Origin of the sequence: Polycyclovorans algicola TG408 (assembly GCF_000711245.1) — a bacterium.
GTDB lineage: Bacteria > Pseudomonadota > Gammaproteobacteria > Nevskiales > Nevskiaceae > Polycyclovorans > Polycyclovorans algicola.
This window is the reverse complement of record NZ_JOMH01000001.1, coordinates 2,087,428-2,106,771: the sequence shown is the minus strand read 5'-3', so window position 1 is coordinate 2,106,771 and position 19,344 is coordinate 2,087,428. Positions and strand designations below refer to the sequence as shown.

Here is a 19,344-nt window from a genome sequence, read left to right as displayed (position 1 = left end):
CTGTTACCCCCAGTCATGCCCCTGACCGATACCGCAGCCCGAAACGCCAAGCCCGGCCCAAAGCCCCTGAAGCTTTCAGACGGCGGCGGCCTGTTTCTTTTGGTCACCCCCAAGGGCGGCAAATGGTGGCGGCTGAAGTACCGGGTTGGCGGCAAGGAAAAGCTGTTGTCCATGGGCACCTACCCTGACGTTTCCCTGCGAGCTGCCCGTGATGCTCGCGACCAGGCACGCAAGGACATTGCCGCTGGTATCGACCCCAGCGAAAAGCGAAAGGCGGCCAAGGCCGCGATGGTGTCGGCTGATGCCGATAGCTTCGAAGCCATCGCGCGGGAGTGGCTGACCAAGTACCGGGCATCGTGGACACCCGAGCATGCAGAACGCATCGAACGTCGCTTTGAGCGTGACGTGTTCCCTTGGGTTGGCAGGCGCCCGATTGCCGACATCACCCCACCCGAGCTGCTGGCCGCCCTGCGCCGGGTCGAAAGCCGTGGCGCGCTCGATACCGCCCACCGCGCTTTACAGAACTGCGGGCAGGTGTTTCGGTATGCCGTGGCCACCGGGCGAGCGCAGAGCGACCCAACGACATCTTTGCGTGGCGCCCTCGCCCCAGCACAGGAAACGCACCACGCCGCCGTCACCGACCCCAAGGCCATGGGCGAGCTACTGCGGGTGCTGCATTCGTACAAGGGATCATTCGTCACGCTGTGCGCCCTCAAGCTGGCGCCCCTGGTGTTCGTTCGCCCTGGCGAGCTGCGGCGTGCCGAATGGTCCGAGATTGACTTCGACGCCTCAGAGTGGCGCATCCCTGCGGGCAAGATGAAATCGCGGGCTGTTCACATCGTCCCCCTTGCCGTCCAGGCGGTTGCGATCCTGAGAGAGTTGCAGCCGCTGACCGGCGGCGGGCAATACGTGTTCCCAAGCGTCCGCACCCGCACGCGGCCTATGAGCGAGAACACCGTGTTGGGCGCACTGCGGCGCCTGGGGTACACCACCGGCCAGATGACCGGCCACGGCTTTCGATCTATGGCGTCCACCGCACTGAATGAAATGGGTTGGCCGCCCGATGTCATTGAACGCCAGCTTGCCCATGCCGAACGCAACAAGGTGAAGGCCGCCTATAACCGGGCCGAACACCTGGCCGCGCGGCGCCAGATGATGCAAGCCTGGGCCGACTACCTGGACCGCCTCGCGCGGGGTGATTCCAAGGTGGTGACGATGCGGAAAATGGCCTCTTAACCTGTAGTCACTGCAAAAAGCACGGGGAACACGGGGATGACGGGGAATTGGCTTGCAGCCTATTGAATAAAAACGTCTTTTCCGTTCCCCGTCAGAGATTTTTGTGTTCCCCGTCCCCGTGGGGAACGGGGAATTGCAATGTGCGATTTGGCCCGCCATGGAACACGCAGGGGCTTGTCTACACAGCGACGGACAATCCCCGAGCGTTGACGGCGTTACGCGTCGCGTAATAGTCTAACTCTGTGATCCAGTCCTTCCGCTGCAAATACACACGGGCATTGTTTGAAGGCAAAGCGCCCGCTCGATTTCGAGCCTTCGCGGGCGTTGCGGAACGCAAGCTCACGCAGTTGGATGCGGCGCGGACGCTGGAATTTTTGCGCTCGCCACCCGGCAATCAGTTGGAGTCACTCAAGGGTGATCGAGCGGGTCAATACAGCATCCGCGTGAATGGTCAGTTTCGCCTGTGCTTTATCTGGACCGACGCAGGCCCCACCGACGTGGAAATCGTCGATTACCACTGAAGCAACCTCATGAACAAACCCATCAATCAAATGCGAGCGGTGCACCCCGGTGAGATTTTGCGCGAAGACTTTCTCGTGCCCCTGGCGCTGTCCGTTAATGCACTGGCCAACGCTCTGGCGGTGCCTGCAACGCGCATTCATGAAATCGTGAAAGAACGACGCGCCGTTACCGCTGACACCGCCGAACGCCTGGCACGCTATTTTGGCGGAGATGCAGAATCGTGGCTGGCCTTGCAGGCTGCATACGACCTTAAAACACTGCCAACGCGGCCCGAGATCGTGCGCCACGTGCAGCGGCGAGCAGCATGACATCAGGTCGACGCCAAACAGCGCTAGTGCACTGCCCTTCCGAGCTGAAAGCTCATGTTGCGGAGTTCAATGACGCCAAAGTTGCGAAACAAGGCGAGGAAGTGAATTGGTACGCGCGCGTGCGCGCTGCGCTGGCAACGGGTGGTGAGCTGGTCAATCCATCTGAGATGGATCGTGTGTGGCAGTGCCTAGCAAAGGATGCGGTGGGCGCAGGCCTATCCGAAAGCCCCGTTCACACCCACTGGTCTGAAGAGTTCATCAGGGACGTTTATTGCAGCGTGGACACACCTCAACCGTGGGACTGCAATCCGGCTGACGCGAAGGCACTGGGTGAGGTCGCTAAGGCGCTCGAACGGGTGTCTGATCGAATGGAGCCAGTAATTGGCTATGGCGTGGCGCTCGCGCTTGGCCACATCGGACGTGACCTTGAGGCCTCCGAACCCGCTAAGGCGGCACAGCTTCGTCATGACCTTGGGATGCCCGTTGACGCCATTATTATCGATCAAACTCTCTTTCGTTCGGTCTCAGATGCCAGCCCGAATGGGCCTTCGGTAACGCTGCATGACTTGATGCGGTCAGTCGCAAAGTCGCTCCGCGAAATGAGCGAAAAGGGCGCAGAGGTGCAAGCCAACAAAATTCAGGCCAAGGGTGCTGACCCCCACAGTGCGCTGTTCTCGCGGCGGCTTAGTCTTCGCATGAAAGCGCGCTTCGAAAAGTTCCATGACGAAGAAGTAGCCGTTCTGGTGCGCGCGGTGTTTGGTGAAAATGAGAATTGGGGTGCTCAGCGAGTGCGTCAGCTCAGAAGCGCGAGGTTAAAAAGGTGACCACACGCGAACAAACCAAGCAATTCGCTTATTTGTGCGCACGCGCACAACTCGTCAAAACTTTGAACTTTTGAGAGGTTTTTTCGCTTTACCCACTCTCTAACGTGTCCCCATCGCCCCGCTGCACTCATGGGCATTGATGAGGACACGAGATGCAAAGCACCACCCAAACGGTTGCCTCAGAGTCATTTTCTGGGCCGTCGTCACAGCCGACTGCGCTGTGGCGCATTCATCAGGTTTGCCAGCGCACCGGCCTCAGCCGATCCAGCGTTTACGCACAAATGGCGCGGGGCGACTTTCCTCGCAGTGTGCCTCTACTAGGCAAGTCAGTGGCCTGGGACGCGCGCGAGGTCAATGCGTGGATTGAAGCGCGTCTGGCCATGGGCCGGGGCCTGCTGTGAGCCACGATGATGAAGGACGCATTCAGCGCGCCAGTGCTCAGGCAAGCGCCATCGCTATTGCCATCGCCGCGCACAACGATGCAGCGGCGATATTCAACACCCTTCAGCCACAAGACCGCACAGCCCTGATGGCCGCGATGATCATTGCGACCTCGAAGCTGTATCTAGCCGACGCGATTGACGCGCAATTGGGGTGTCTGGGCGAAGCCATCGAAGAACATGGCGGCTGCATCTTGGCAGCGGCCAAAGAAATCGCCAACAGCATTTCCGACATGGAAGGACTGCTCAGCAACTGACCCCGAGTAGCACCCATCTGAAGCCAAGGAGTAACAAGACATGACCCCGCAACAACGAATCAAGGTAGACGACAAGCTGCGATTTCTGCAGTCAGTGCGGCGCAGCCACTTTGCCGCCGAGCATGCGTTAGTGCAGGCGGCGCAAGAGCTTAAATCTGACATTTACAAGATCGATCACGAACTGAAGGGCGTACGTGAACAAATTGAAGACCGCATGTTCCCTCAGTTCAGCGAACAGGTTCAGCAACGCGCCGTTGCCCGGCACCAACTGCTGACTTTAAAGCGCGAGTCGCTGCATAAGGAGTTCGCGCGCCTGATGCCCAGCGAAGAGGGCGGGTCAGAAATGACCAAAATCGGTGGCAATGCCTACCGCGCGCTGCGCGCCGCTTGTAAACACCAGGGTGTCGATGTTGACGACCTTAAAACCACCGCTTATTCACGCTGAGGCCCTGCTATGAAAGCACTTTTTGCCGGTCATCCTGAGCGCAAGGCGCTCGACAAAATCCAAGGCAATATCGCCAACGCGCTGGCTGCGCTGGAAGCGCTTGAACAACAGCCAATGACTGTAGACGAGGCGGCCGGGCGTCTGCGTGGCGCGTTACAGCGTGAGTGGCCCGAATATGTTGAGCGAAAAATTCGAAGCGCACGCCAACCCGGCGCGGGGCCTAATTTTTCGAATAGCGGCGATGATCGGATAAGTGCGCAATCGCTGATCATCTGGGGCCTGGGTGTCGAAGCCATCGTGGCGCGGGCAAAAGCCACTTGGGAAGGGATGAACGTCGGTGATGGCATTACTCAGCCTGATCGTCGCGCCAAACACACCGAGCTGACGGCAAAGCTCAAAGACCTTGAACTGGCAGAGGAGCGCGAGGCCTGCCGACTGGAAGCGCTGGATGACAACACCTTTGTCATGCGCCGCGAAGAGCCCAGTGGCGAGATACTGATAGAGGTCTGGCAGTCGCTCTAACCGGCACTGCCAGCCACCAAAAATGTGCATGCTCGGTTCTCATGGCTCGCGGGCAAGCACACCGGCAGCGTTTTGGTCTTGCGCCGCGCTGAACCCGACTCCGGACGCCGCCACTGCGACGGCGACATGTCGGGATCTATCACCGCCTGGCGATCACTTTCGCCGGCGAAAACTAACACCGCTTAATCAAGCTTTTCACCAGCGAAAGCTGGACGCCAACCGAGCGCGTGTGTACCTTCGCACTCGGAGCCTAGAAAACTCCTCTCAAAGCGGTCTGCCGCATCCGAAAACCTGCGGCTTTGTTGTGTCTGGCGTTCGCCTTTTGGTGAATGCTGGCAATCCGGTTCTATGCCGGGAGTTGACGGCCATACAAGACCCGCAAGGGAAAATCCGTCAGCCGTCTTTGAGCGGTTTTCTAGACTCCCGGCGCCTTCGGGCGCTGATTCCTTCATTGAATCGGAGCTAGAACCCATGAAACTGCAACAAGATACCGCCTTGATGGCGAGCTTTGGCGACCGCGCCTTTCCCTTTTGGCTGGACGACACAACCCACCCCAGTGACCTGGCGGGGCACGCGGCCACACTCACGGCTGCCGCAGGTGCACTGACGCGCGCTGTTCGCAAAGGCTTGCCGCCTGATGACCATGATGACCACCCCGACTTCCACGACGATGCTCTGATTGGGATCGAGGCGCTCTTGAGCTTCGCGCGCGGACTACAGGTCCACGCCAAGGCGATGGCTGCGGCTGCTAAAGGCGGTGCGGCATGAGTGCCAACAACGCTGACGGTGCCGTGGTGTCCGCCCCGGCGCGTGCTGCCTTTTTGTCGATGGCGGCGCGCTATGAGGTCGCAGACAGCGCCCGCCTTGACGATCTTTTGAACGACGCTGGGTGCTTCCTGGATTGCGCCTATGAGACGGTCAATACCCTTGCTCACGGCCTCACCGATAGCGCTGGCGACATTGCCGTTAACTCCGCATCAACGGCTTCGATGCTGTTCGGCGTTGGTTACCTCATCAAGATGGCAGGCGGAGCGACGAACGCGGCGCATTCACGCAGTGATTTGGCCACGGCCTCAAATGATGAGTTGCTGGACGAGCTGCGCCGCCGTGGCTTGATTGGTGTGAGCCAAGGCGGTGGCCAATGAACGCCACCTACCCGCGCGCCGCCTCACCAGTTGGACTCCATTTTGTGGAGGGATCCAATGCGGCGGAGATTGCCGAGTTCGCGGACGTTCTATTTGCCCACGCCGCCGAAGGGCTTACGGCGCTCTCCAAGCAGCTCGCAAACCGTCAATCCTTGGGAAGCCTGGATGACGCTGATCTGCTGTCAACAGCAGAGTCGATCACGGCACTGGCAGCGCACGCCGTGGACATTGCAAAGCTGGCCAACTGCCAAGCCCACCACCTTCTAGAAGAAGAGCTGCGCGCGGCACGCGCTGGGAGCGCGCCAGCATCATGAAGCCCATCACCCTGTCACTGGCGGAGATTGTCGACCAGTTCGGCCGCGCATTAAGCGCGGCCGGGCTGGAATGCCCGCAGCCGATCAAGGCCGATGGCGAGCGCCACCGCTACCGCGTAGAAGGCGATAAGCCCGCCTCGAAGAACGGGTGGTACCGGCTGCACACGGACGGCATTCCGGCCGGTGCGTTCGGGAGCTGGAAGACGGGGCAAAGCGAGACCTGGCGCGCGGACATTGGCCGCACGCTGACGCCTGAGGAAGACGCCGCCCACCGTGCGCGTGTGCAAGCCATGCGGGAGGAAGCGGCAAAGGAAGCCACCAAGCAACGCGAGGTCACGGCAGGCCGCGCGGCGCAGACCTGGAAGCAAGCATCTGAACGCGGTGCGGACCCTGCCCATGCTTACCTGGTGGCCAAGGGGGTCAAGCCCCACGGCATTGGCCAACTTCGTGACGCCCTGGTGGTGCCGGTGAAGGCGGGCGCGCGGCTGGTGGGGCTGCAATTTATTCAGGCTGATGGCGCAAAGAAGTTCCTTACCGGCACGCCCAAGCGTGGCGCCTTTCACCTGGTGGGACTACTGCCCACTGATGCGCCGCTGGTGGCGCTGGCAGAGGGCTACGCCACGGCCGCCAGCGTGCATGAGGCTACCGGCTGGCCGGTTGCCGTGGCCTTTGATGCGGGCAATCTGGAACCCGTGGCGCGGGCCATGCGCAAGGCCCGGCCGGGCGCGCGGGTGGTGGTCGCCGCTGACAATGACCACAACACCGAAGGCAACCCCGGCATCAGCAAAGCCAACACCGCAGCGGCGGCCGTGAGTGGCGTGGTGGCGGCGCCTGAGTTCGCGGCGGGTGACGCTGGCACCGATTGGAACGACTACGCCTCACAGCACGGCAAGGACGCCACTCGCGCGGCCCTGCTGACCGGGCTTGAAGCGGCGGCACAACAGGCGCCCGCACAGATAGGGCGACCCGCGCCCGCCGCCCCACTGCCGCCGCTGCCACTGAGCAAGCGCGATGGCAAGGCGAAGGCCACGGGCACGGGCAAGGCAGCGGACAAGCCCGACCAGGTAACGCCACACTTCGAGCTGAGAGAGTTCGGGCTTTACTGGTGTGGCGTAGACGTGAAGGGCGAGAAGGTGACGGCAAAGCCGCCGCTGTTCGTATGCTCGCCGTTGGTCATCGAGGCGGTGACGCGCGACGCGCGCGGCGGCAGCTTCGGCCGCCTGGTGTCGTTCGCTGATGCGGACCAGGTGCAAAAGACCTGCGTCATTGCGGCCCGCAGCTTGGGCAGTAGTCGCGGGGATGAGCTGCGCGGCGCCCTGTTGGAACGCGGGTTGCCGATCATTGGTGATGGACCGGAAGCACAGCGCCAGCTCACCCGCTACCTGATGCGCGAAGTCCCGGCCGCGCGGGCTCGCACCGTGACGCGTACCGGCTGGCACGGCACCGCGTTCGTGCTGCCCTCGCAGACCTTCGGCAACGCGGGCGGCGAACGCTACCACCTGGCCGATGAAGTGGCGGAGACGTCCAGCTATGAGCGCTGCGGCACCTTCAACGACTGGCGCGCCCTGGTGAGTGCGCCGTGTGGTGAGCATCGCCGAGCCATCTTCGCCTTGAGCTGTGGCTTTGCGGGGCCGCTGCTGTCGCTGATTGGTGGCGAATCGGGCGGCTTCCACCTGGTGGGCGGTTCGTCGTCGGGCAAGACCACGGCGCTGCGCCTGGCGGGTTCGGTGTGGGGCTCGCCTGAATCCTATTGGCGCCAGTGGCGATCTACTGACAATGGCCTGGAAGCCATCGCCGAAGAGTTCAACGACACGCTGCTGGCGCTGGATGAGATCGGGCAGGCAGACCCACGCATCATCGGGGAGGTGGCTTACATGCTGGCCAACGGGCGCGGCAAGCAACGTGCACGGAAGGAAGGCGGAGCGCGAGCCATCAAGTCATGGCGCGTGTTGCTGTTGTCCACGGGTGAAGTCGGCACAGCCGCACTGATGAATGCAGCCGGGCAGAAGACACGCGCAGGCCATGACGTGCGCCTGGTGGAAGTGCCCGCCGATGCCGGGCGCGGGTTCGGCCTGTTCGACTCTGCAGGCGGCGACGAAGGCCGCGCAGGCGAGACCAGCGCGCGGGCGCTGTCGCTGCACCTGGTGGAAGCTGCCAGCGTCAACTATGGCCACGCCGGGCCGCTGTTCGTGGAACGACTCACCCAAGCCCGGGATGAGGTAATTCGTGAAGGGCGCGAGGTGGTGCAGACGTTCGTCAGGGACGTGTGCCCTGCCGGTGCTGACGGGCAGGTGCTGCGCGTGGCCTCGCGCTTCGGGCTGGTCTGCTACGCAGGCGAGCTGGCTACCGAGTGGGGGCTTACCGGCTGGGACTTCGAGGCCGTGCGGTCAGCGTGCGTGGATGCGTTTCAGGCATGGCTCACAAAGCGCGGCACAGCGGGCGCGATGGAACCGGCAGCCATGAGGGCGCAGGTTCGCGCCTTCATCGAAGAACATGGCGGCGCACGGTTTCAGGACATCACGACCGGGGCCGACGTGGGCGACTACTCACGAAAGGATGACCCTGGGTATCGCGCATCTCTGGTGGATGCCGCCATGCCGCATGTGAGCGAAGGCCGGGTGATGAAGCGAGCGGGCTACCGCAAGCAAGACCGCAGCGGCCGCACGCTGTACCTGGTGTTCCCTGAAGTCTTCAAACGTGAGGTGTGCGAGGGCTTCGAGATAACGACCGTCTGCAAGGCGCTGGCGGATAAAGGCATCCTGCACACGCAAGAAGCTGACCGCTTTATCTCGCGTCACATCACGCCGCAGTCATCCAAGAAGCTGCCTTTCTACGCCTTGGACGGCGACCGGCTGCTGGATTCTTCGCCCGCTGATCGACTGCCGTAGCGGCGCGGGCTGACGCGCGCCTGGCGCTGATCTGCGCCACCACACCGACCCCATGACTGCGAGTGCTTGAGGCGCCGCGTTCGCCTGGCCAGCGCAGCGCGTGCGGCCGTGGGGCACGGGGGCGCCCGTTTTCTTTTCGGCGCGTTGTCCAGCCGCAACTTTGCAACGATTCGCCAGTGCTCCCCGTCCCGTCCCCGTAGGTTCCCCGCTGTTCTGACTGATGGTCTATAAATAATAATTATATAAATCAATAGTATATGTTTAGTTCCCCGTCGTCCCCGTTGTCCCCGTTGGGTTTTACGACGCAACTCTTTGGGTCCTTTCGTTGCATTTCGTACACCGGTGCTGATGGGCGCGAGTTGTCGCTAGGAGCATTTGGGTCCTTACCCAGGTCTAGGCCTCGCGGGTGCTTGCGATGCTCGGAATTTCACTCTTTGCCTTTGCGCAGGGATGAGTTAACAGCCAACCTGTGTTGAAGCCGTTAGGCCGTGAAGGGTCGGCAGACTCGCATCACGCCAAGAACCGCCCATTTCCTCTTGGCGGCTTGCGGACGAGCTTGGAAAAATGCCGCAAAAAATAACGCCGCACCCCACCCCCAAAGGCGGCCAGCGAAAAAGGCGCACCGATCAAGATCGGCACGCCTTCGGCTGTGAAAGCTGAGGGGTTACGCGGCGGCGCGTGCGTACCGCTTCACAGTGGCGTTGCTGATGCCGAACTGCTGCGCCGTGACGGCGATGCTGGCGGCGTGCTCGCGCTTCCATGCGATGACCGCTTGAGCGTCGGCAGCGGCCGGGCGCCCCATGCTGACCTTGCCGCGATGCGTGCGGCCGGTGGCTTCAAGTGAAGCGCGCGCCGCCTGGCGGCCAGACTCGCAACGCTCAACAATCCTGTGGCGCTCCATGTCGGCCACCTGGGCCAACACCGCAAGGATGAGTTCGCCCACCCCGCGCCCGATGACGCCCAAGCCGTGCACGTCCACGGTCACACCGCGATCAAGTAGGGCGCGCACGTTGGCCTGAACGTCCAGCGCATCGCGACCCAGCCGGTCAACTGCGTACACCGCCAAGGTGTCGCCCTCGCGCACGTAGCCGAGCATCGCCTTGAAGCCCGTACGTTCAGCGGCCTTGGTGGTGCCGCTCACGCCTTCATCGAAGAATTCCTTGGTGATGGCGGCACCGCCACCCAGCGCGGCACGCTGCGCTTCGATGCTTTGGCCAACTGTTGAGACGCGGTAGTAGGCGATTCGGCTCATGGTGGTTTCTCCGGGCTGCTGCATGGTTCAGAAGGTAAGATGCAATTATGTGCTAGCTCATAACTACAAGCCAATATCTTTTGATCTATTCCAGCGCATCCGTTTCTGGGTAGCTCACAAGGAATAACTTGTGTCCGTGGCCGTCCGAGTGTTTCCGCATCATCAACACGGAGTAAGGTGCGCGGGTCGAGGTGTAGATGTTGCGGAGTCGTCACAGAGTTGGCCGAATGGTTAAACAAAAACGTCAATCGGGGCGGACGATGAAGGCCTAATCACCCGGAGAAAGCCCCCATCCTCACGCCGCACCTCGACACCAATTCTTGGCGACTGCACAGGCCCTAACCTGGCCAAATTAGCGTTGGGGGTAACTGAGGGGGTAACACCTTTCAACGAATCCGCCAAAAAGCGGCGCCATAAGGCTTTGCGGTCCTGATGTGATAGGGACCCCACCATGGTTCTTGCATCCAATGATGCGCACGAGACCCCGTTCAAGCCCCGCCTCCGGCGGGGCTTTTGCGTTGCGCAATAAAAACCCGCGCATGGCGGGGATCTTGATCAAGCCGCAGGTCTCGGCGCAGTACGATGCGGAATTCGACGCGTTGGTACTCGGCGCCCTTCTTCGGAGTCGTTGTCGGTCGGCGGCTGGCCAGCTGTGATCTCTCAGTAGGCTGTTATCCGGGGGGCTTCTCCCGAAGCTTCAGGTCTCCACTCGCGGTCAGGCGGCCAAGGGTGCCGCCATCGGCGCAGCGCTGGTCGCCATCTTCGGCAACAGCGGTGATATCGGGCGCTCGGCCGGGGCAGGCGGCGTGGTCGGCGGGGTACGCGGTGCGCGGTTCGGCTATCTGCCCAGGCGTCCCGGTTCTGGCAACTGAAAAGGCCCGGGCACCCAATCGAACTCGGTGACCCGGGCCATTCATCAACACCGGCCCTTCACGTGCAACTGCAACGGGCAGGTGGTACGGGTACCGCCTTAGTCGGCGCAGGCGGTGACCGTTACCGTGCGACCTTCGGCGCCGAGATCGAACGGGCCGATCATGCGTTCAAGCTGCATCATGCCGAGCTGCCCACTGAGGTTGGTTTCAAGCACGGTTGATGCAGAAGAAGTCACTACGCTCAACGCGACACCGGTCTGCCCCTGCGGGCAGCTTCCCGCAACGATGACCGGAAGCGCCGCATCAGCTTGAACGCTGGCGACCAGTTCCAGCGCGACCGATGAAAGAGCGGGGGTGCTCACGCACTGCCCACCAACGCAAACCGTCACGGGCACGTCAGGAATCGGAACCGGACCCGCACTGAGCGATACCGACTCGTTGATGCTGGAAGAAGGAATCCCTCCGGTTAGGCTATCCAGCAGCGTCACCGTGCCCTCAACAAGGTTTGACAACAAGCCGGCATTGACAGCGCCGGATGCCCCAAACATGACCAACCCCGCAACCAGAACCGATTTCAAGGTCCCCGCAGTTCTCATCTTTTTAATGTTCATAACAAAACTCATCCTCGGTTTGTAGGAATTTACTGGTTGTCCACGTGCGTTCAGGCTTGCTTCATGGACGACCTGACCCTACACAAACAATCCCGATTACTCAAGAAAAATTGGGCAATTTTTACTATTGATTTATACGATTTAACAAAAACTTACCTTCTGTCCATGGCATTGGTCGTCATCAGTGCTTCCTTGAAACACCAGCATGGCCACTCAGCATCAACGACGCTGCGGGGAATTTGCGTCAATCGCTGTGGGCCTTCAGCGTTTGTGCGGGACCTTAAGGCGCCCTCGGCAGTGCTTGTGGCCACCGGGTACCGATCCGAGCCCAAGGCAGGCGGCCCTCAAGACACCTCAAGAAAAGGACCAGGGTCGAAAAAATATGTCGCGTGCCGCATGTTGCGGACCCTCAGCCGGGGATTGGACTCGGGCGAATGATTCTGAACACCCTGGCGCGAACGAAAGTGGTAGCCCGGCTTCAACACCCGGATGAGACTGGGGGTAGTACGGGTTGCCTGACGCGACATTTCACGCGCGCTCACCAACGCCTGCTGTATCGACTCTGCGTGTACGGACACCCCGCACTCGCCCAACAGGAGAAGCTCCGTGGTCCGATCCCTCTTTCTGGTGCTGTCCGATTCCACCTCCCCGGAGACCGACGGCGAATTCAATCGCTGGTATTCCGAACAGCATCTTCAGGACGTCTCGAAAGTGCCTGGCGTGATTTCTGCAACGCGTTACCGCATCGAAAAAGGCGTGACCGTGCTGCCGGGCGTCAACGCCGACCGCCACGCTTACGTCGCCATCTACGAGATTGAAGCCAAGACCACCGAAGAGCTGGAAACCTTTGCTGCGGCGCTACGAAAGGGCATCGACTCGGGTGCAGTGGACATCAGCCCGACGCTCGATTTTCAGGGTGTGACCGGTAGCCTGTGCGTGCCGATCACGCCGCGCGTCACCAAGGAAGGATGAAGGCCGCAGTCGCGTGATGGCTCAGCGGATCGCGCGGGCGAAAACCTCGCGCGGCAGTTGGCCGGTGAACGCCTTGTAGGCAGTGGAGAAGTGCGACTGGCTGCTGAAGCCCAGTTCGTAGGCGATGTCGGTGACGCGCTGCTGCCCCGCCTCCAGCAGGGCACGCGCCCGCTCGATGCGTCGCTGCATGATGAAGCGGTGCGGCGAGCAGCCAAAGCGGCGTGTGAACTGTTGCGTGAAGCCTGTGCGACCAAGGCCAGCGCGGGCGGCCAGCGCGTCGAGGCTGAGTTTTTCGGCGAGGTTGGCATCGATCCATTCCACTACCGCATCAAGATTGGCGAGGGTCTGAGTCGCCTCGGGCGTCGATCGCGCGGCCGGCAGTTGCACGGTTTCGGCGTTGCCGGCATCGACCACGCGCGCAAGGTGCCAAGCCAGCGCATCCAGCAGCTTGGCGAAGTAACGCCGGTCGTCGGGGGACGCCGCCGACGTTGCGCGCATCAGGGTTTGCACGGTGGCCACCGCGTAGGCGTCGCGCAGCGCGAACACGCAATGCGGCAGGTTCAGCAGGCCCTTGCCCACGCGATCGCTCGCCACGCACCCCGACCGCGCGGGGAAATGCACCGTCGCGAAATCGACCCAACCGTCGGTGCGGTAGTGGATGGATTGCCCGCGGGGGATCAGCGTGATGTCGCCGGGCCGCGAAAAAGTCTGGCTCCAGCCCGCTTCGGTGTACACGCGAACCCGGCGTGCGCCGCCCAGATGGACCGACAGGGTCAGCTCTTGGGTCTGGGGAATGTGCACTTCGCGCGTCGTCGGCATTTGCCAGCCGTACAGCCCAATGCCGTCTCGAGATTGCCCCCGCCGCACCAATTGTGGGCGGCTGTGACACGCCCGAGCATAGGCCTCTACGCCGCGCAGTCCTGATTTGTTGGTCATCGCGATGCTCCTCCACCACCCTCAAATGCCGCGCCCGTTTAGAAGCGCCGGTCTCGTTGTCATCCGCAGATCATGCCGTGTTCCGAACGATTCTGAACAGCGCACCCGCGAACGCAAGTGATAGCCGGCCGTCGGTCGGCGATTGACACTGGCCCGGCATCGCGTTTTCGCGAGTGCCCCCTTGCAGGAGACCCCATGACTGAAACAACCGCAGCGGCACCGCTTCCGACCACCGTTCCCGGATTGCTGGCGGCCGCACGCGCAGCGACCGACCTCGATGATTTTGGCGATCAGCACTTCCTGGTCGGCCTCGGGACGTATGTCGACGACCTCGCCGCCCACGCTCGTCTCAACGCCACAGGCCAGCAGATGATCTATGGCGGCATCGTCAACATGTTGGTCAACCGGCTGCGCTACGTTCGGGACGTGAAGCAGCATCCGGAGATTCTGGCCGAGCAGATCGTCGCGCCCATCGTGATTCTGGGGCTACCACGCACCGGGACCACCAAGTTGCAGCGCGTGATGTCGGCCGACCCCGAGACCCAGCGCCTCGATTACTGGCGTCAGATCAACCCCGCACCGTTTCCTGACGAGACCCCCGGCAAGCCGACGGCCCGCATCGAAGCTGCGCAGGCGGTGGAGCAGATGCTCGCCACCCAGTTTCCCGGGTGGATGGCCCGGCACCCCACCGAAGCTTTGGAGCCCGACGAAGAACTGCACCTGATGCACGGCTCGTTCGAGTGCGTCATTGCTTGGCTGTTCGCGCGCACGCCCAATTATTACGACCACATCATGACCTGCGACCCGCGCCCCATGTACCGCCATCTGCACGCGCAGATGCAGTACCTGCAGTGGCAGGACGGCGGCGGTCGAGGACGGCCGTGGATCATGAAGTCGCCCTGTCACACCGGCGCGGTGGACGTGTTGCTGGAAACCTTTCCCGATGCGGTGCTGGTGCACTGTCATCGCGACATCCAGAAAATCCTGCCGTCGATCACCGCGCTGATCCAGGAGGCGCGGAATATCGGCAGTGATCACGGCGACCCCAAGGTGCTGGGCACCGAAATGCTCGACTACTGGGGCCGGTCGATGGACCGTTATCTGGAGGTTCGCGACCAACTGCCCGCCGGTCGCATTCTCGACCTGCAGTTCGAAGAAGTCGTTGGCGACGTGATCGAGACCATCCGCCGCATCTACGCCTTGGCAGGTCGTACCCTCACCACTGAGGCGGTTGCCGCTTTCGAGGCCTACGAGGCGCGCCGGCCCGACCACCACTTCGGCAGTTACACCTATTCCGCCGCCGAGTTCGGCTTCACAGCCGAACGCATTGAACAGCGCTTCTCGGCCTACCAGGCGCGATTCATCACCCCACCCACGTCCACCACGGAGAAGGCGCATGGCTAACACCACGCAACTGGCCCACCTGCAATTCACCGAGCCCGCCATCTGGGCCGAGGTCGTCAAGGTCATGGGCGAACTCGACCAGCTGGTCTGGAACGACCCGCTGGTCACCGACGACCTGACCCGCGCCGAAGGCGTGCGTTACCTGACGCGGCTGATCGCCGGCGCGCTGCCGATGACCATGGAGCTGGCCGATGCCAACTACCCCCAGTTCTTCCACCTGCTCAGCACGCGCATCCACTGGGGTCTGCCGGCCACCGATTGCCACTATCAATGGGCGTCGGTGCACGGTGACAACGTGTACCGCATCAGCGGTGATCGCGGCACCGCCCGGGTGTTCGACATCGAAACCCGGCATGACCGATTTGCACACATCAACGACTGGAAGCTGCACAGCCGATTGACGCAGTTCGACGTGGGCCCCGGCAATCACGTCGACATCGTCCTCAGCCGCGAGCGCCCCGAAGGCGTCCGCAACTGGATCGAACTGGCGCCCGGCCAGGGCGAAATCATCTTCCGCCAGTACTACTACGACTGGAACACCGAGCAGCCGGCGCGACTGAGCATCGTCAACGAGAACGCGACCTACCCACCGCCCGCACTGACCACCGACGCCATCGCCAACGGGTTGGAGCTGTTCTGCGACTGGCTGCGACAGGTCCCGGCACGCTTCCAGCAGGTGGTGAACTCTTACTACGCCGCACCAGCCAATTCGATGGTGTTCGACGCCATCGACTTCGGCTGGAAATCGCTGAAATACGGCAAGGGCATCTACCAATGCGCGCCCGACGAAGCGCTGGTGCTCGAAGTGAAGCTGCCCCAGTCGTATTACTGGAGCATCCAGCTCTGCAGCCACTTCTGGGAAGCCCGCGACTATCACCTGCGACAAACCTCGCTGAACGGGCATCAGGCGCACATCGACGAAGACGGCATGTTTCGCGCCGTCATCGCCCACGGCGACCCCGGCATTGCCAACTGGCTGGACGCCGGGGGACATCAACGCGGCCTGCTCGCAATCCGCTACTACGAGCCGGATTCAACGCCGATTCCCACCGTGCGTCGCGTGAAGCTGTCCGAGCTGGAAACGGTACTGCCCAGCTCGACGCCGCGCCTGACGCCAGAGGCCCGCCAGAAAGCCCTGCGCAACCGCGCCTGGTCGGTCGCCCGCGTCGGCCGCGAGTAACCACATCCCTCACATCGCTGAACACGGAGAAACCATGTCGAATATCGAAAAGCTGTTCTCAATGCAGGGCAAGGTCGCGCTGGTCACCGGCGCGGGGAGCGGCATGGGCGCGCGCTTCGCTCAGGTGCTGGCCGACGCGGGGGCCACGGTGATCTGCGCGGCGCGCCGCAAGGACAAACTGGAGGCGACGGTCAGCAAAATCACCGCAGCGGGCGGCAAGGCCATCGCGCTGAGCGTCGACGTGGGCGACTCGACAAGCGTCGAGCGCCTGTTCGATGACGCCGAGACGGCCGTCGGCCCGGTCAACGTCCTGGTCAATGCCGCAGCCCAGGTCGACTTCGGCCTGTTCCCGGACGTTGAGGACGAGCGCTGGCAGAACCTGATCAATGTCAATTTCTCAGGAATCATGCGCACCTCGCGCAGTTTTTCACGTCGCCTGATCGCCGCCGAAAAACCCGGCACCATCGTCAACGTCACCTCGATCATCGCCGAGCAGGTAATGCTGGGCGTGCCGGTCTACGGCAGCCTCAAGGCGGCGGCCAACCATTTCACCCGGTCGATGGCACGCGACATGTTCGACAAGGGCATTCGCTGCAATGCCATCGCGCCCGGCTATTTCTTGACCGACATGGTGGAGGCCTACTTCGAAACCGACGCCGGCAAGGCCGACATCGAGCGCCACCCCATGAAACGGCTGGGCCGGGTCGAAGAACTCGACGGCGCACTGCTGTTGCTGGCCAGCGACGCCTCGTCGTTCATCAACGGCGCGGTGCTGAGCGTTGATGCGGGCCAGGTCATCCAACTGCACTGATTCTCGAGGGAAAAGGGGCCAGGGTCGCAGGATCGACTTACGGCACATCCAATGACGCGCACCAGACCCCCGGTCAAGCCCCGCGCCCTGCGGGGCTTTTGCGTTACGCAACAAAAAACCCCCGCATGGCGGGGGTTTTGATCAAGCCGCAGGGTTCAGCGCAGCACGATGCGGAACTCGACGCGGCGGTTCTCGGCGCGCCCTTCTTCGGAGTCATTGTCGGTGAGCGGCTGGCTGGCGCCGTAGCCCTTGGCGGTGAGTTGGTCTGGCGGCACGCCGCGAACGATCAGGTACTGACGCACCGACTCGGCACGCGCTTGTGACAGGCGCCGGTTGTAAGACTCGCTGCCTTGCCCGTCGGTGTGGCCACCAATCTCAACCAGCAGATTGGGGTCGCTCATGCTCTTGAGCGCGGTGGCGGTGTCCTTGAGGATCTCTTTGGACTCGGCCGTGAGCACCGCCGAGTCGAACTCGAAATTGACGCCGCGAATGACCTGCGGCGCCAGCTCGACCGGGCAGCCGGTGGCATCGACGACCGCGCCAGGCAGGCTGCCGGGGCATTGGTCGAGGCTGTCGAACACGCCATCGCCGTCAGAGTCGGTGTCGCAGTCGGTGCGCCCGGTGACGGGGTCAACCACGGCGACCTCGCAGGACGGACGCGGGGGCGCAGGCGGCGGCATGGCGGCAGGCGCGTCACCGAAGCCCGGAATCGGCAACTGCAAACCCACCATTACGCGAAAATCGAGAATCGAGCTGTTGCCCGGCACGGTGTCATCGTTGCGCTGGTAGAGCGCGCGCAGCTCGGTGCGCACCAGGCTGTCGTAGGGCAGGCCGACGTCAATGAGCGCACCACCGCCAAGGCTGGCGCCGAGGTGGTAGCCGCTGCTGCCCGCGGCGTCTTCTTCAACCAGACCCAGACCGGCCAAACCGAAGGGATACAGCACCGGGCTGCCAAAGCCGGGCGATCCGTCGCCCAGGAATCGCTGCTGGGCGAAACGGTAAAGAAAATCGGCGTGGATGGTGCGCGTGTAGTCGGTGCGCCCGTCAATATCGCGGTCACGCTGTAGCGCCGAGTAGCCAAATTCGACATCAACGTCGTCGAACACGCGCACCGGCAGGCCAAAGGTCAGGTGAAAGCCGATCCCGTCGTCAGAATTGCGATCACCGTCGCTCAGTTCGTAGACAAAGTTGCCGCCCACATACGGATAGCCGAGGCCCTGCTCGCTCGCCGTCACCGCGCCGGTCGCGATCAGTGCCAGGCCAGCCAAGGCCCAAGAGGTTTTGAATGTCATTATTGCCCCCGAAAAATTGTACGTTTTAGAAATATCCGTCTGCGACAACCGCGTGCAGAAATCGGGGCCGCCGTTTAACGCGATGCGGCATGTTGCGGTGCCGCGACGGCCTTTGCCAGTGACGACACCAGGGCCGGGCCTTCGTAGATGAAACCGGTGTAGATCTGCAACAGCGTCGCCCCCGCAGCGATGCGCTCCCGCGCACCCGTAGCATCGTAGATACCGCCGACGCCGATAATGGGGAAATCGGGCCCAACGGCCGCCCTCGCCTGCCGCAAGGCCTGGCAGCTCATGAGGCTGAGCGGCCGCCCCGACAAGCCGCCAGCCTCCCCTGCGTGCCGTGCGCCCTTGACGGCGTCGCGGCTTAGCGTGGTGTTGGTGGCGATCAGGCCGTCCATGCCGCTGGCCTGCACGGTCTCGGCGACGCGCTTGATGGACTCGGTATCCATGTCGGGCGCAATCTTGATCAGCAGCGGCACACGGCGACCGTGGCGATCGGCCAGCCGGGCGCGCGCATCGGTTACCCGGCCCAACAACGCTGCCAGCGGCCCTTCGGTTTGCAGCGACCGCAGGTTGGCGGTGTTGGGGCTGGAAATGTTCACCGTCACGTAGTCGGCGTGCGGGTAAACCTTCTCAAGGCACAGACAGTAGTCGTCGGCCGCATCGTCGATGGCGGTGACCGCGTTTTTGCCGATGTTGATGCCCAGAACGCCGTCATAGCGCGCACGCTGAACATTGCGCACCAGCGCATCGACGCCATCATTGTTGAAGCCGAGACGATTGATCAGCGCCCCATGCTCGGGCAAGCGAAACATGCGAGGACGCGGGTTGCCGGGCTGCGGCCGCGGCGTCACCGTGCCGACCTCGACAAAGCCGAAGCCGAGCCGCGCCCAGGCCTCCAGGCAGGCGCCGTTCTTGTCGAGCCCTGCGGCCAAACCGACCCGGTTGCGAAACCGCAGCCCGAGACAGTCCACCGGGTCATCGACCGGGGTTTGCTGAAACGGCAGCGTCGCCAAACGCGGCAGGTGCTGAAAGCTGGCAAGGGTCAGCTCATGCGCCGTCTCGGCATCCAGCCTGAAAAGTGCACTGCGGGCGGCGGCGTAAAGCATGCGC

The 19,344-nt window shown here is 62.6% G+C and carries 21 protein-coding genes; 16 read left to right on the top strand and 5 right to left on the bottom strand.

Annotated elements, in window-relative coordinates:
• Positions 1 to 15: 15 nt before the first annotated feature.
• The 12 genes from U741_RS0110070 to U741_RS0110015 all read left to right on the top strand — a co-directional run bounded on the left by U741_RS0110070 (position 16) and on the right by U741_RS0110015 (position 8,901).
• Complete coding sequence (locus U741_RS0110070; RefSeq protein WP_029890345.1) at positions 16 to 1,236, top strand: tyrosine-type recombinase/integrase; 1,221 nt, start codon at positions 16 to 18, stop codon at positions 1,234 to 1,236.
• Between the two features lie 242 nt (positions 1,237 to 1,478).
• The gene (locus tag U741_RS0110065; protein ID WP_029890344.1) at positions 1,479 to 1,757 is read left to right on the top strand and encodes a type II toxin-antitoxin system RelE/ParE family toxin; all 279 of its coding nucleotides are present in this window, start codon (positions 1,479 to 1,481) and stop codon (positions 1,755 to 1,757) included.
• 9 nt (positions 1,758 to 1,766) lie between these two features.
• Positions 1,767 to 2,066 carry a HigA family addiction module antitoxin gene (locus tag U741_RS0110060; RefSeq protein ID WP_029890343.1) on the top strand — a complete coding sequence of 100 codons (300 nt, stop codon included), beginning with the start codon at positions 1,767 to 1,769 and terminating at the stop codon, positions 2,064 to 2,066.
• The gene (locus tag U741_RS0110055) at positions 2,063 to 2,890 is read left to right on the top strand and encodes a hypothetical protein (RefSeq protein ID WP_152551564.1); all 828 of its coding nucleotides are present in this window, start codon (positions 2,063 to 2,065) and stop codon (positions 2,888 to 2,890) included. Before U741_RS0110060 ends, U741_RS0110055 begins: the two co-directional genes overlap by 4 nt.
• A 152-nt stretch (positions 2,891 to 3,042) precedes the next feature.
• Entirely contained in the window at positions 3,043 to 3,291 is a 249-nt protein-coding gene (locus U741_RS17795; RefSeq protein WP_043110258.1) for a helix-turn-helix transcriptional regulator, read from the top strand.
• Positions 3,288 to 3,587 (top strand): hypothetical protein, encoded by a 300-nt coding sequence (locus U741_RS0110045; RefSeq protein ID WP_029890340.1) that lies wholly within the window; start codon positions 3,288 to 3,290, stop codon positions 3,585 to 3,587. The genes U741_RS17795 and U741_RS0110045 overlap by 4 nt, the downstream gene beginning before the upstream one ends.
• Positions 3,588 to 3,627: 40 nt before the next feature.
• Positions 3,628 to 4,032 carry a hypothetical protein gene (locus U741_RS0110040; RefSeq protein ID WP_029890339.1) on the top strand — a complete coding sequence of 135 codons (405 nt, stop codon included), beginning with the start codon at positions 3,628 to 3,630 and terminating at the stop codon, positions 4,030 to 4,032.
• Between the two features lie 9 nt (positions 4,033 to 4,041).
• Positions 4,042 to 4,554 carry a hypothetical protein gene (locus U741_RS0110035; RefSeq protein WP_029890338.1) on the top strand — a complete coding sequence of 171 codons (513 nt, stop codon included), beginning with the start codon at positions 4,042 to 4,044 and terminating at the stop codon, positions 4,552 to 4,554.
• Positions 4,555 to 5,025: 471 nt separating this feature from the next.
• Entirely contained in the window at positions 5,026 to 5,322 is a 297-nt protein-coding gene (locus U741_RS0110030) for a hypothetical protein (protein WP_029890337.1), read from the top strand.
• On the top strand, positions 5,319 to 5,699 hold the full coding sequence (locus U741_RS0110025; protein WP_029890336.1) for a hypothetical protein: 381 nt from the start codon (positions 5,319 to 5,321) through the stop codon (positions 5,697 to 5,699). The genes U741_RS0110030 and U741_RS0110025 overlap by 4 nt, the downstream gene beginning before the upstream one ends.
• Complete coding sequence (locus tag U741_RS0110020) at positions 5,696 to 6,013, top strand: hypothetical protein (RefSeq protein ID WP_029890335.1); 318 nt, start codon at positions 5,696 to 5,698, stop codon at positions 6,011 to 6,013. The genes U741_RS0110025 and U741_RS0110020 overlap by 4 nt, the downstream gene beginning before the upstream one ends.
• The gene (locus U741_RS0110015) at positions 6,010 to 8,901 is read left to right on the top strand and encodes a DUF927 domain-containing protein (protein ID WP_029890334.1); all 2,892 of its coding nucleotides are present in this window, start codon (positions 6,010 to 6,012) and stop codon (positions 8,899 to 8,901) included. Before U741_RS0110020 ends, U741_RS0110015 begins: the two co-directional genes overlap by 4 nt.
• A gap of 664 nt (positions 8,902 to 9,565) precedes the next feature.
• On the opposite strand, the gene U741_RS0110010 is transcribed toward U741_RS0110015, so the two are convergent.
• Complete coding sequence (locus U741_RS0110010; RefSeq protein WP_029890333.1) at positions 9,566 to 10,153, bottom strand: recombinase family protein; 588 nt, start codon at positions 10,151 to 10,153, stop codon at positions 9,566 to 9,568.
• A gap of 970 nt (positions 10,154 to 11,123) precedes the next feature.
• On the bottom strand, positions 11,124 to 11,636 hold the full coding sequence (locus U741_RS0110000) for a hypothetical protein (RefSeq protein ID WP_029890332.1): 513 nt from the start codon (positions 11,634 to 11,636) through the stop codon (positions 11,124 to 11,126).
• 606 nt (positions 11,637 to 12,242) lie between these two features.
• On the opposite strand from U741_RS0110000, the gene U741_RS18405 reads away from it, so the two are divergent.
• Entirely contained in the window at positions 12,243 to 12,608 is a 366-nt protein-coding gene (locus U741_RS18405; protein WP_152551563.1) for an EthD domain-containing protein, read from the top strand.
• A gap of 21 nt (positions 12,609 to 12,629) precedes the next feature.
• Here the strand turns inward: U741_RS18405 and U741_RS0109990 are convergent, their stop codons facing one another.
• On the bottom strand, positions 12,630 to 13,544 hold the full coding sequence (locus U741_RS0109990) for an AraC family transcriptional regulator (protein ID WP_084154790.1): 915 nt from the start codon (positions 13,542 to 13,544) through the stop codon (positions 12,630 to 12,632).
• Positions 13,545 to 13,739: 195 nt separating this feature from the next.
• Here U741_RS0109990 and U741_RS0109985 point away from each other — a divergent pair, with 195 nt between their 5' ends.
• The 3 genes from U741_RS0109985 to U741_RS0109975 are packed head-to-tail and all read left to right on the top strand — an operon-like array spanning position 13,740 to position 16,939.
• On the top strand, positions 13,740 to 14,948 hold the full coding sequence (locus tag U741_RS0109985; protein ID WP_029890329.1) for a sulfotransferase family protein: 1,209 nt from the start codon (positions 13,740 to 13,742) through the stop codon (positions 14,946 to 14,948).
• A complete protein-coding gene (locus U741_RS0109980; RefSeq protein ID WP_043110257.1) occupies positions 14,941 to 16,128 on the top strand; it encodes a DUF1214 domain-containing protein in 1,188 nt (395 codons plus the stop codon). Before U741_RS0109985 ends, U741_RS0109980 begins: the two co-directional genes overlap by 8 nt.
• A 34-nt stretch (positions 16,129 to 16,162) precedes the next feature.
• Positions 16,163 to 16,939, top strand: coding sequence for an SDR family NAD(P)-dependent oxidoreductase (locus U741_RS0109975; protein WP_029890327.1), 777 nt, complete (start codon positions 16,163 to 16,165; stop codon positions 16,937 to 16,939).
• 155 nt (positions 16,940 to 17,094) lie between these two features.
• Here the strand turns inward: U741_RS0109975 and U741_RS18400 are convergent, their stop codons facing one another.
• Positions 17,095 to 18,231, bottom strand: coding sequence for an OmpA family protein (locus U741_RS18400; protein WP_052378684.1), 1,137 nt, complete (start codon positions 18,229 to 18,231; stop codon positions 17,095 to 17,097).
• 74 nt (positions 18,232 to 18,305) lie between these two features.
• Positions 18,306 to 19,340: a quinone-dependent dihydroorotate dehydrogenase gene (locus tag U741_RS0109965; protein WP_029890325.1), complete on the bottom strand. Its 1,035-nt coding sequence runs from the start codon at positions 19,338 to 19,340 to the stop codon at positions 18,306 to 18,308.
• Positions 19,341 to 19,344 lie beyond the last annotated feature (4 nt).

What these genes read in the sequence shown, in the direction of transcription:
- U741_RS0110070 (WP_029890345.1), top strand. Translation starts at nt 16, where the DNA reads ATGCCCCTGACCGATACCGCAGCCCGAAACGCCAAGCCCGGCCCAAAG.
- U741_RS0110060 (WP_029890343.1), top strand. Translation starts at nt 1,767, where the DNA reads ATGAACAAACCCATCAATCAAATGCGAGCGGTGCACCCCGGTGAGATT.
- U741_RS0110055 (WP_152551564.1), top strand. Translation starts at nt 2,063, where the DNA reads ATGACATCAGGTCGACGCCAAACAGCGCTAGTGCACTGCCCTTCCGAG.
- U741_RS17795 (WP_043110258.1), top strand. Translation starts at nt 3,043, where the DNA reads ATGCAAAGCACCACCCAAACGGTTGCCTCAGAGTCATTTTCTGGGCCG.
- U741_RS0110040 (WP_029890339.1), top strand. Translation starts at nt 3,628, where the DNA reads ATGACCCCGCAACAACGAATCAAGGTAGACGACAAGCTGCGATTTCTG.
- U741_RS0110035 (WP_029890338.1), top strand. Translation starts at nt 4,042, where the DNA reads ATGAAAGCACTTTTTGCCGGTCATCCTGAGCGCAAGGCGCTCGACAAA.
- U741_RS0110030 (WP_029890337.1), top strand. Translation starts at nt 5,026, where the DNA reads ATGAAACTGCAACAAGATACCGCCTTGATGGCGAGCTTTGGCGACCGC.
- U741_RS0110025 (WP_029890336.1), top strand. Translation starts at nt 5,319, where the DNA reads ATGAGTGCCAACAACGCTGACGGTGCCGTGGTGTCCGCCCCGGCGCGT.
- U741_RS0110020 (WP_029890335.1), top strand. Translation starts at nt 5,696, where the DNA reads ATGAACGCCACCTACCCGCGCGCCGCCTCACCAGTTGGACTCCATTTT.
- U741_RS0110015 (WP_029890334.1), top strand. Translation starts at nt 6,010, where the DNA reads ATGAAGCCCATCACCCTGTCACTGGCGGAGATTGTCGACCAGTTCGGC.
- U741_RS0110010 (WP_029890333.1), bottom strand. Translation starts at nt 10,153, where the DNA reads ATGAGCCGAATCGCCTACTACCGCGTCTCAACAGTTGGCCAAAGCATC.
- U741_RS0110000 (WP_029890332.1), bottom strand. Translation starts at nt 11,636, where the DNA reads ATGAACATTAAAAAGATGAGAACTGCGGGGACCTTGAAATCGGTTCTG.
- U741_RS0109990 (WP_084154790.1), bottom strand. Translation starts at nt 13,544, where the DNA reads ATGACCAACAAATCAGGACTGCGCGGCGTAGAGGCCTATGCTCGGGCG.
- U741_RS0109985 (WP_029890329.1), top strand. Translation starts at nt 13,740, where the DNA reads ATGACTGAAACAACCGCAGCGGCACCGCTTCCGACCACCGTTCCCGGA.
- U741_RS0109980 (WP_043110257.1), top strand. Translation starts at nt 14,941, where the DNA reads ATGGCTAACACCACGCAACTGGCCCACCTGCAATTCACCGAGCCCGCC.
- U741_RS0109975 (WP_029890327.1), top strand. Translation starts at nt 16,163, where the DNA reads ATGTCGAATATCGAAAAGCTGTTCTCAATGCAGGGCAAGGTCGCGCTG.
- U741_RS18400 (WP_052378684.1), bottom strand. Translation starts at nt 18,231, where the DNA reads ATGACATTCAAAACCTCTTGGGCCTTGGCTGGCCTGGCACTGATCGCG.
- U741_RS0109965 (WP_029890325.1), bottom strand. Translation starts at nt 19,340, where the DNA reads ATGCTTTACGCCGCCGCCCGCAGTGCACTTTTCAGGCTGGATGCCGAG.